Genomic DNA, 10821 nt, shown 5'->3' on the forward strand with positions numbered 1-10821 from the left:
TTGCTGGTGAGGGGGTCTTTGCGTGCGCCCCCTCACCTGGAAAATCATCGGGGTTAGCATCGCGCCATTCTGTTCGTTCGGATATCGCTTTGGCGCGACACTAACCCCGTGATTTTTCTTCCTCTCCCACAAGGGGAGAGGAATTTTCAGTTATGCGTCTTCTTCGGTGCCTTGAGGCCGCGGTTTTCCAGCAGCGGACCGATTTCCGGGTCCTTGCCGTAGAAGGCGCGGAACATCACGCCGTAGTCCATGGTGTGGCCGCGCGACAGGATGAGGTCGCGATAGCGCTGGCCGTTTTCGCGCGTCAGGCCGCCGTGACTTTCAAACCAGGCATAGGTGTCGTCGTCGAGCATCTCGGCCCACAGATAGGCGTAGTAGCCGGCGGAATAGCCGAGCGACCAGATGTGGGTGAAATAGCTCGAACGATAGCGCGGCGGCACTTCGGCGACCGCCATGTGGGTACGCTCCAGCGCCACGCGTTCGAAGGCATCGACGTCCGCCTTGCCCTGATCCTGGGTGCGCAGCGCCCACTGCATGTCGAGCTGGGCCGCGGCGACGATCTCGCTCAGCATGTAGCCCTGATTGAAGGTCGCCGCCTTCTTGATCTTCTTGACCAGCGCGTCGGGGATCACCTCATGCGTCTGGTAGTGGAAGGCGTAGTGCTTGAGCACGATCGGATCGAGCGCCCAATGTTCGTTGAACTGCGACGGGTATTCGACGAAATCGCGCGCCGTGGCGCTGCCCGACACCGTCGGATAGTTCTGGCTGGCGAACAGGCCGTGCAGGGCGTGGCCGAATTCGTGGAATGCCGTCGTCACGTCGTCGAACGACAGCAGCGCCGGCTGTCCCGCCGCCGGCTTGGTGAAGTTGCAGACGTTGTACACCACCGGCTTGGCGCCCAAGACCTTCGACTGATCGACGAAGGTGTCCATCCAGGCGCCGCCCTGCTTGTTGTCGCGCTTGTACCAGTCGAAATACATCAGGCCGAGCGGCGAGCCGTCCTTGTCGAACACCTCGAACACGCGCACGTCGGCCTGATAGACCGGGATGTCCTTGCGTTCCTTGAAGGTGACGCCATAGAGCTGATTGGCGGCGAAGAAGATGCCGTTTTCGAGCACGCTGTTCATCTCGAAGTACGGTTTCACCGCATTCTCGTCGAGATCGTATTTGGCGCGGCGCACCATTTCGGAATAGCGCTCCCAATCGGCGGCTGCGAGCTTGAACTTGCCGTGGCTGCGGTCGATGGCGTGCTGGATGTCGCGGGCCTCGACCTTGGCCTTCTTGACCGCGGCCGGACCGAGCTGGTTGAGGAAATTGACCGCGGCATCGGGCGTTTTCGCCATCTGGTCTTCGAGCACATAGGCCGCCCAGTTGGGATAACCGAGCAGCGTCGCCTTTTCGGCGCGCAGCTGCGCGATGGTGGCGATGGTGTCGCGCGTATCGTTGGCATCGCCGCGTTCGGCGCGGTTCCACGAATTCTCGAACAGCTGCTGGCGGACGGTACGGTCGGCGAGGTCCTGCAGCACCGGCTGCTGGGTGGTGTTGATCAGCGGGATCACCCATTTGCCCGACAGACCACGCTCGCTGGCGCGCTGCGCGGCGGCGGCAACGGCGCCCTCGTCGAGACCGGCGAGCTTGTCCTTGTCGCTGACCACCACCGCGCCGGCCTTGGTCGCGGCGAGCAGCTTCTCGTCATAGGTCGTTTCGAGCGACGACATTTGCTTGTTGATGTCGGCGAGCCGGGCCTTGCCGGCATCGGAAAGCCGCGCGCCCGAGGCCACGAAGTTGTGAAAATAGACCTCGAGCAGCGTCGCCTCTTCCGGCCCGAGATTGAGCGTCGCCCGCGCGTTCCACAACGCTTCCACCCGCGCGAACAGCTTGGCATTCATGAAGATCGCGTCGTGATGGGCGGCGAGCTTGGGTGCTTCGTCGGCACGCACCCGCTGCAGCACTTCGTTGGTGTTGGCCTGTGTCAGCGCGAAGAACACCTTCGACACCCGCGTCAGCATGGCGCCGGATTTTTCCATCGCGGCGATGGTGTTTTCGAACGTCGGTGCCGCGGAATTGTTGGCGATGGCGTCGATTTCCTTGAGCTGGAGCGCCATGCCCTGCTCGATCGCCGGCTGATAGTCGCTGTCCTTGATGCGGGCGAAATCGGGTGCCTGAAGCGGCAGCGTCGAGGCCTCGGCGAACGGATTGGGCGGCGGTGGCGGCGGCGGTGCGGGCGGTGGCGGTGGCGGGGTGGTCGAACAGGCGCTCAGCACAACAACGGCAGCCGCGCTCAACAACGCGGAACGGAAACGGGACATGCGAGATTCTCCAGCAGCCGCGCCGGGTGCGCGGGACTCGTGTAGGACCCCGATTTATAGAGCGGTTCCCCCCGCCGGCTCCATAATCCTGCGTCACGTTCACTGAAAAGTGCTTGGGGACAGGCGCTTAGCCGCAGTTGACCGCAGGTGCATCCGCCCCTATGGTCCGCGCCTCCTGACGCGAGCCCGTAGCTCAGGGGTAGAGCATCTGACTTTTAATCAGAGGGCCATGGGTTCAAACCCCATCGGGCTCGCCATCCTTCTCACAGAACGAGAAGGATGCCGGTCGATCGCCAGTTCCGCGAAGACGGGCCACACCCATCCTACGGCTTGATGATGATGCCTTGGCCTGTCGGCAAACCGGCAATCCTGAGGTCATTGTCTTCCGCGAACCGGTCGAAGGCCGCCTTCTGTTCGTGGTGCCCCTCCCAGCCATAGTCATCCAGCACAACGATTGCGCCCGACGTCAGCCGCGGCCAGAAATGAGTCAATGAGGCCATTTCGGGCAGGGCATTGTTCAGGTCGATCGCCAAATACGCGATCGCCTGCGCATCGACTTGAGAGAGCGTATCGGGGATCGAGCCGGGAACGATGCGCACGCAATTGCTGTAAGGGGCAAACGTCGCCTTGACCGCATCGAGGCACTCCTCGAATTGGCGCGAGGGCTTAAGCGTCTTCTTTTCGCTCTCCGTCATGTAACGAGGATCAGGCCCATGAAACGTATCGAGTAAAAAATATCGCCGTTGGGTCGTGTGGATCTGGGTGAAGGTGAGGACCGTCATCGCCGATCCGCCCCAGCTTACTCCGCATTCGACAAAATCACCGTCGCGCTGCATCCCGACTGCGGCAGCCCAACACAAGATGTGCATGCGCCATCGGATGTCTGCATCGCCCCACGAACCCGTCGCGACGCCTGCCTCATATGCTCGCAAGAACTCGGGCGACATCAAGAAGTCCGCGTTGTGAACGGTCAGAAGCCCGTCGGCAAGAAACTGCGCGTGACGGACCATTCTTGCCGCCTTGAGGTAGGCCGATAAGTCCATCCCGTCACCTCTGGCCTGGCAGAATTTTCCCGCAAGACCATACCTGCGTTTGGGTGCCATTCTGCCTGTCGATTCCGCTATTCATATGTTTTCACAACGACCGCCGGACTTCCGGCAACGACCGCGTTCGGCGGAACGTCGCGCGTGACAACGGCATTGGCACCGACCACGGCATTGGCACCGATCCGCACGTTCGGCAGTATCGCCGCACCGACCCCGATAAAGCAGTTGTCGCCGATTTCCACAAAGGAAGGCTCCGTGGAAATGCGGGCGCCGATCTTCCGTGGATCGCCGGGAGCATCATAGGGATGGACGGTATCCACAATCGCGCAATTTGCGGTGATGGAAACTCGCGAACCGATGACGACCCGGCAGTGACAGACGATGTGAACATTCTGCTCGATGTTGGTATCCGACCCGATCGTCATCAGGGGGCTATTCACGCCATCGCTGACGACTTCGAGGCGGACTCCATCACGGATATGCACGCGGTCGCCGATGGCTATCATTTCCGGATGGGCGATCAGCAGCGGATTGCGGATCGTCGAATGGCGGCCGAACGCCCGAAACAAGGGGCGGTAAAAGACCCTGCCTTTGAAGCGTTGATAGCCATTGCCCAACGCGCCTAAGGTACGATGAAGAAAGCGAACAACGGTCATTGTCAGCAGCGGCTTTCCGATCCTGCAATCTCACGGCTTGGGCCTTGCGATCACCTCGATGCAATCGCCGCGCTTGAAGGCGTCAATGATCTTCGCAACCCAATGCGCCAAGATGATAAGGACCCGATTATTGACCACCCGACCGCGATCTGACGGCAGGCCACTGCCGCGATTCAAGCGAATCTGGATGCTTCCGATGAGGCCGGAAAACGTCGAATTGTAGCCGACCATTTCGACCTCAAAACCCTCCTGCTCCAAAAACAGCGACAGTGACTTGGGATTGTAGCCGTAGGGATGGGTCGGCGGCCCGAGGTTGTACCAGCAATCGCCGAACATGCCGGCGGGCAGGCTGGCGATGTTGGGCACGCCGATAAACAGCTTGCCGCCGGGCTTGATGATCCGGCGAATTTCCTTGAGGACCTCGCGCGGATTGTGCAGGTGCTCGAAGGAGTGGTTGGTGCGCACGTAATCGAAATACGCGTCGGGGTAGCCAGCATCCGGCAGCGTTCCGCTCTTGATATCGAGTTGGCCCTCTCTGCGCCCGACTTCCGCCGCCTTGGCATTGATCTCGACGCCGTGAACCTTCCAGCCTTCCGCGCGCCGTCGCAGCAGAAAATCGCCCGCGCCGCAGCCGATATCGAGCATGGTCCCGGGCCGTTCGAAGCGCGGATCGCGCGTTCTGCCCATCTCCAAGCCCAGCAGCCGCTGCATGAAAATTCCCAAACGCCTCTTGTAGGCTCGCCAGCCCGTCGGAAGCGGATGAAGCACGTACGAATAGTATTCGCTCGGATAGGCGGTGGACAGATAGGCCAGCGTCGGCTGCGGATTGAGAAACTGCAGCGAACAATCGCGGCAACGGAAGATGGAAAAAAGCCCCGGCATTCCGTAGTGGGGATCGGGCGCCTTCATGATCTCGTAGAAATTCCGCCCGCCGCAAAGCATGCAGCTCGCCACCGGCTGCCACAGCAGTCGGTTCGAAAAGTCCGGCTGAATCCGGGTGGCGGCTATGCTCATGATATGCCAATTCCCGATTTAGATGTTGTCGGACGCCGCGCCATCACCTCACCTGTGTGGAAAGCACCGCCAATGATGCTGCACTGACCGCGAGCTGGCTCATGATCTGGGTGGTGTCGATGATGATCTGGTGCAGGTCGATGCCGGAAATGTCGCGCGCCACGAAGATGGTCGAGCCGGGCGGAATGGTGTCGCCGTTGAAGTTGAACCAGGAATGTTCGATGCGCTGCGCCGAACCGTCGGGCAGCACCAGGATGGTCTCGCCCTCGTCGGCAAAGCGCGAATAGCCGCCGGCGCGTTCGATGTAATCGTCGGCCGACATTTTGCGCGAGAACGGAATGTTTCCCGGCTGCAGCACTTCGCCGAGCACCGCGACCGAATAAGGCTTTTGCGGCACGAACACGACGTCGTTCGGCTCCAGCAGCGGATCGCTGGCGGGATTGGCGGCCAGCGCCGCAGGATCGGCGGTCACTACGATGCGCCCGAGCCCTTTCTGGCTCTTGATCTGCGCGATGTAGCTCTGCATCGCCGAGAACGCATCCGGCGACAGCTTGGCGTTGGGATCGCGCCGGCTCATGGCGAGCAGAAGCTGGTTCTCGATTTCCTGCGCTTGGCGGCGGAACGTTTCCTGTTCGCGCTGCGCCACCGAGCGGCGCAGGAACACCGTGCCATAGGGATACGCGGTTTCGGTGAGGCCACCGGCACGCAGCAGCAGTTCGGACAGATGCTCGCCGCGCACGATGCGATAGGTGCCGGCATTCTTGACCTGCCCCTGCACCATCACCGAGCCCGAGGTCGCCATCGTATAAACCTGCCCGACGCGAACCTCGTCGCGCGGCGACACGATGAAGGCAACGTCGGCCGCATCGGCCAGCGACAGCCGCCGTCGCTCGGTGCGCGAGGTGCCGGCAACCGGATCGAGGGTGGTGGAAATCACCTCCACCGTGCCCTTGTCGGCCATCCGCATCAGCCCGCCCGCCGCCGCCAAGACCGAGCGGATATCGGCATCGGGCCCGACCAGATAAAGCCCCGGCCCCTGCACCGCGCCATCCACATTCAGCGTGCGATCGTCGAGGAAATTGATCAGCACCAGCGGATCGACCTTCAGCTGCTTGGCGAGATCGGCTACACGCTTGACGTCTTTGGTCAGTGGCGCCGGCGTCTGGTCGCGATCGTCGCTGCGCTCGCGTTCGCGCGGCGGATTTTCGGTTTGCGTATCCGGATTGAGCCGCTGATCGCGCAGGTCCTCGTCGATGTCGCGGTTCGGTTCCGCCAGCAGTGCGGTCAGCGAGCGCGTGTTGTCGAGCATGGTCGGATTCATCGCCGTCGCCTGCGGCTGCCGCTGTTGCGCCAGGTTCAACGTCGTCGTTCCGGTCGCACCCAGCAGCGGATTTTCCTGCGGCTCGAGATTGGGATTGACCTCAGCCTCCTGGTCGGCGGTACGGCGCAGACGAAATTGCCGCAAAGCCGTGAACAAGGTGCGCGCCTCGCCGGTGGAGATCACCCGCACGATGTCGTCGCTTTGCAGCGCCAGGTCTTCGCTGCCGTTCAGCACCGCAACCGGGGTAAACGGCACCAGCACGCGCAGCAGCGTCACCGGATCGCGCCGCGAAATCACCCCGAACAAGGTGTACGGATCTTCGCCGAGGGCGCCCGGCGATTTCAGCACGTCCGACAGCTTGGCGCCGGTGGCGTACTTGCCCGCCAGCGCCGTGCCCCCCGACAACGTCGCCATGCTTTCGGTACCGCTCGCCGCCGGCTGCACGAACAGGATGTCGCTGTCGCCGATGGTCGATGCGCCGGGCTCGAGCGGCACCAGCCGATTGCTGCCATCGGCCGTGACGCGCAACACCGACAAGCGGTATTTGCCGCGTACTTCCAAGCCGCCCGCCAGCGCCAGAAGCTCGCGCGTGCTGATCGCCGTGCGTCCCGCCGCCAGTTCATAGATGCCGGGCCGGCGCACCCAGCCGACCACCGCCGCGGTCCGTCCCAGCGGCGGCACGACGACGCGGTCGCCATCGGTGAGCGCCATCGCCGAGGCGCGCGCCTCACCCGTCAGCACACTGTAGAGATCGACCGTATACGAACGACCTGCCCGCACGATCCGCACGCCGCGCAGCGAGCCGGATTTCTTGACACCGCCCGAAATCAGCACCGCGTCTACCGCGGTCGACAATCCCGTCAGCGTGCGCGTGCCCGGGCTGCCGACCTCGCCGGAGACCAGCACGCTGATCTGGCGCATGCGGCCGACACTGACGAAGCCCTCGGTGGAAACATAAGTGCGATGGATGGCGTTGACGACATCGCGGCGGAAATCGCCGAGCGTGCGCCCTGCCGCCGGCACCGGATTGACGCGCGGCAGCACCACGGTGCCATCGCGATCGACCGTGGTGCGGTATTCCGAATTCTCCTGACCGCGCAGCGTCACCACGATCTCGTCGCCGGGGCCGAGCACATAACGGTCCTGCGCCGCACCCATTTGCGGCAGGCTGATCGAACGGCCGACGCCAAGCTGGTCGTAGCCGATCTGGTTCAGCCGCACCCCGGCGCGATCCGACAGAATCTGTTCCAGCCGCGAGGTCGGCAGCCGCGGATTGGCGGGCGCGGTCGGCTCCAGCACGGTCTCGCGCGGGGTAACGAACGGAGCCTGCGAAGCGGCATTGCCGCGCAATTGCTGCAGTTGTTGCAACTGGTCTGGCGTCAATCCCGGAACGGGTTGGGAGGTCGTCTGAGCCGCCACCGCCGTGACCAGCAGCACGACAGCGGCGACGGCCGCGGCGAAGGCACGCCAACAGCGCCACGGATCGGCGTCAACGCGCATGCGATGTTCTCGGAATAATCAGCGTACCATACGTTTGGCCCGGCATCCGTCTGTAGCACGGGCAATCCGCCTTAGGAAGACGATCGCTTCCTTGGTTCCGCTGCGTTAGTCCGGATCACGCCACGTAACCGCCGTCGCGCAGGAAGGCGAGCACGCGCGTCGCTTCGTTGGCGGGATCGCCGGCCACCGTCTTCAACGTCAACTCCGGCTTTTCCGGGCGTTCGTAGGGGCTGTCGATGCCGGTGAAATTCTTGATCGCGCCCGCCATCGCCTTGGCGTAAAGCCCCTTGACGTCGCGTTCGATGCAGACTTCCAACGGTGTATCGACGAACACTTCCACGAACTCGCCCGCGCCCATCAATTCGCGCGCCATGCGGCGTTCGGATTTGAACGGCGAGATGAACGACACCAGCACGATCAATCCGGCATCGACGAACAGTTTCGCGGTTTCGGCGACGCGGCGGATGTTTTCGACGCGGTCCGCCTCGGTGAAACCGAGATCGCGGTTGAGGCCATGACGGACATTGTCGCCGTCGAGGATGTAGGTGTGCCGCCCCTCGGCATGAAGCTGGCGTTCCACCATGTTGGCGATGGTCGACTTGCCCGAGCCCGACAGGCCGGTGAACCACAGCACCACCGGCTTCTGATGCTTGAGACCGGAACGCGCGTCCTTGTTCACGTCGAGCGCCTGCCAATGCACGTTGGTGGCGCGCCACAGACCGAAATCGATCATGCCGGCGGCGACGGTCGCATTGGTGAAGCGGTCGATCAGGATGAAGCCGCCCATGTCGCGGCCCTTGGCATAGGGATCGAACGCCACCGGCTGGGTCAGCGAAATGTTGCAGACGGCGATTTCGTTCAGATGCAGCGTCTTCGCCGCCAGATGCTCCAGCGAGTTGACATCGATCTTGTGTTTCAGGTCGGTGATCTGGGCCGGAACCGTCGTGGTGCCGAGCTTGAGCAGATACTGGCGGCCGGGAAGCATCTCGGCTTCGCTCATCCAAATCAGGTGCGCCGCGAACTGGTCCGACACGTCGGCACGGTCCTTGACTGCCGACAGCACGTCGCCGCGCGACACGTCGACTTCATCGGCGAGGACCAGCGTCACCGCCTCGCCCGCCCGCGCCTCGTCGAGATCGCCGTCCATGGTGACGATGCGCGCAACAGTGGACGTCTGGCCCGACTTCGCCACCGCAACGCCGTCGCCTTTACGAATGCGGCCGGCGACGATGGTGCCGGAAAGGCCGCGAAAGTCGAGATTGGGACGATTGACCCATTGCACCGGCAGGCGGAACGGCGCATCGGCCAGCGCGGTATCGACATCGACGGTTTCGAGATGCGACAGCAACGCCGGACCGTCGTACCATGGCGTGTTGGCGCTGAGGGAAATCACGTTGTCGCCGAAACGCGCCGACATCGGGATCGCCACCAGCGACTGGAAACCGAGCGGCGCCGCGAATTTCTGGAACTCGGCGACGATGGCGTCGAACACGTCGTGGCGGTATTCCATCAAATCGATCTTGTTCACCGCCAAGACGATGTGGCGGATGCCCAAGAGCGAGCAGATGGTGGCGTGACGCCGCGTCTGCACCAGCACGCCCTTCCTCGCATCGATCAGGATCACGGCGAGATCGGAATTGGAGGCGCCGGTCGCCATGTTGCGGGTGTATTGCTCGTGACCGGGCGTGTCGGCAACGATGAACTTGCGCTTGTCGGTGGTGAAAAAGCGATAGGCGACGTCGATGGTGATGCCCTGCTCGCGCTCGGCTTCCAAGCCATCGACCAGCAGCGCGAAATCGATGTCGCCGCCGGTGGTGCCGTGCTGGCGCGAATCCTTTTCCAGCGTGGCGAGCTGGTCGTCGAACAACAGCTTGGTATCGTAGAGCAGCCGCCCGATCAGCGTCGATTTGCCATCATCCACCGAACCGCAGGTGAGGAAACGCAGGAACGACTTGCTTTCCTGCGACACGAGATAGTCGCGCAGCGACGGGGCCATCAGAAATACCCCTCTTTCTTCTTCTTCTCCATCGACGCCTTCTCGTCGGAATCGATCAGGCGGCCCTGGCGTTCGGAGGTGCGCGCGGTCAGCATTTCGGCGACGATGGCTTCGAGAGTATCGGCGCCGCTTTCGAACGCACCGGTCAAGGGATAGCAGCCCAGCGTGCGGAAACGCACCAAGCGGTCCTCCACCACTTCGCCATCGCGCAGCTTCATGCGCGCGTCATCGACCATGATGAGGGTGCCGTCGCGCGCCACCACCGGGCGATGCTTGGCGAAATAAAGCGGCACGATCGGGATATCTTCCACCATGATGTATTGCCAGATGTCGAGTTCGGTCCAGTTCGACAGCGGAAACACGCGGATGCTTTCGCCCTTGTTGACGCGGGTGTTGTAGGTGCGCCAAAGCTCGGGGCGCTGGTTCTTCGGGTCCCAGGCATGGCTCGCGGTGCGGAACGAAAAAATACGCTCCTTGGCGCGCGATTTTTCCTCATCGCGACGCGCCCCGCCGAACGCGGCATCGAAGCCGTAGTGGTCGAGCGCCTGCTTCAGGCCTTCGGTCTTCATCACCTGGGTATGCAGCGCCGAACCGGAATCGAACGGATTGATGCCGCGCGCGACGCCGTCCTGGTTGATGTGGACGATCAGCTCGAGCCCGAGGCGCTTGGCGGTCTCATCGCGAAACGCGATCATATCGCGGAACTTCCACGTCGTGTCGACGTGCATCAGCGGGAACGGCGGCTTCGAAGGATAGAACGCCTTCATCGCCAGGTGCAGCATCACCGACGAATCCTTGCCGATCGAATAGAGCATCACCGGATTGTCGCAGGTCGCCGCGACCTCGCGCAGGATGTGGATGCTCTCGGCTTCCAGACGCTTCAGGTGCGAAACTACAGGTGAACTGGTGGACAAATCAGGGACCCCCGGCTATTTTCCGTGAAATAGGCCAGTTGGTACCAAAATTCAAGCGCTTCAAA

7 protein-coding genes and 1 tRNA gene are annotated in these 10821 nt (G+C 62.6%); 1 reads left to right on the forward strand and 7 read right to left on the reverse strand.

Features of this window, described 5'->3' with window-relative positions:
• Positions 1-146: 146 nt before the first annotated feature.
• A complete protein-coding gene (locus tag AC1P6P_RS12390) occupies positions 147-2309 on the reverse strand; it encodes a M3 family metallopeptidase (RefSeq protein WP_481402751.1) in 2163 nt (720 codons plus the stop codon).
• A gap of 182 nt (positions 2310-2491) precedes the next feature.
• Between AC1P6P_RS12390 and AC1P6P_RS12395 the strand changes: the two genes are divergently transcribed.
• Positions 2492-2566: transfer RNA gene (locus tag AC1P6P_RS12395), tRNA-Lys, on the forward strand.
• Positions 2567-2632: 66 nt separating this feature from the next.
• Here the strand turns inward: AC1P6P_RS12395 and AC1P6P_RS12400 are convergent.
• From AC1P6P_RS12400 to cysD, 6 genes are all read right to left on the reverse strand, one after another.
• The gene (locus AC1P6P_RS12400; protein ID WP_481402752.1) at positions 2633-3352 is read right to left on the reverse strand and encodes a TylF/MycF/NovP-related O-methyltransferase; all 720 of its coding nucleotides are present in this window, start codon (positions 3350-3352) and stop codon (positions 2633-2635) included.
• A 77-nt stretch (positions 3353-3429) separates the two neighbouring features.
• Positions 3430-4011, reverse strand: coding sequence for an acyltransferase (locus AC1P6P_RS12405; RefSeq protein ID WP_481402753.1), 582 nt, complete (start codon positions 4009-4011; stop codon positions 3430-3432).
• Between the two features lie 30 nt (positions 4012-4041).
• Positions 4042-5025, reverse strand: coding sequence for a class I SAM-dependent methyltransferase (locus tag AC1P6P_RS12410; protein ID WP_481402754.1), 984 nt, complete (start codon positions 5023-5025; stop codon positions 4042-4044).
• A gap of 43 nt (positions 5026-5068) precedes the next feature.
• Positions 5069-7846 (reverse strand): SLBB domain-containing protein, encoded by a 2778-nt coding sequence (locus AC1P6P_RS12415; RefSeq protein WP_481402755.1) that lies wholly within the window; start codon positions 7844-7846, stop codon positions 5069-5071.
• A gap of 115 nt (positions 7847-7961) precedes the next feature.
• Complete coding sequence (gene cysN, locus AC1P6P_RS12420) at positions 7962-9842, reverse strand: sulfate adenylyltransferase subunit CysN (protein ID WP_481402756.1); 1881 nt, start codon at positions 9840-9842, stop codon at positions 7962-7964.
• Complete coding sequence (gene cysD, locus AC1P6P_RS12425; RefSeq protein WP_481402757.1) at positions 9842-10756, reverse strand: sulfate adenylyltransferase subunit CysD; 915 nt, start codon at positions 10754-10756, stop codon at positions 9842-9844. Before cysD ends, cysN begins: the two co-directional genes overlap by 1 nt.
• Positions 10757-10821 lie beyond the last annotated feature (65 nt).

This window comes from Rhizomicrobium sp., from assembly GCF_056722145.1.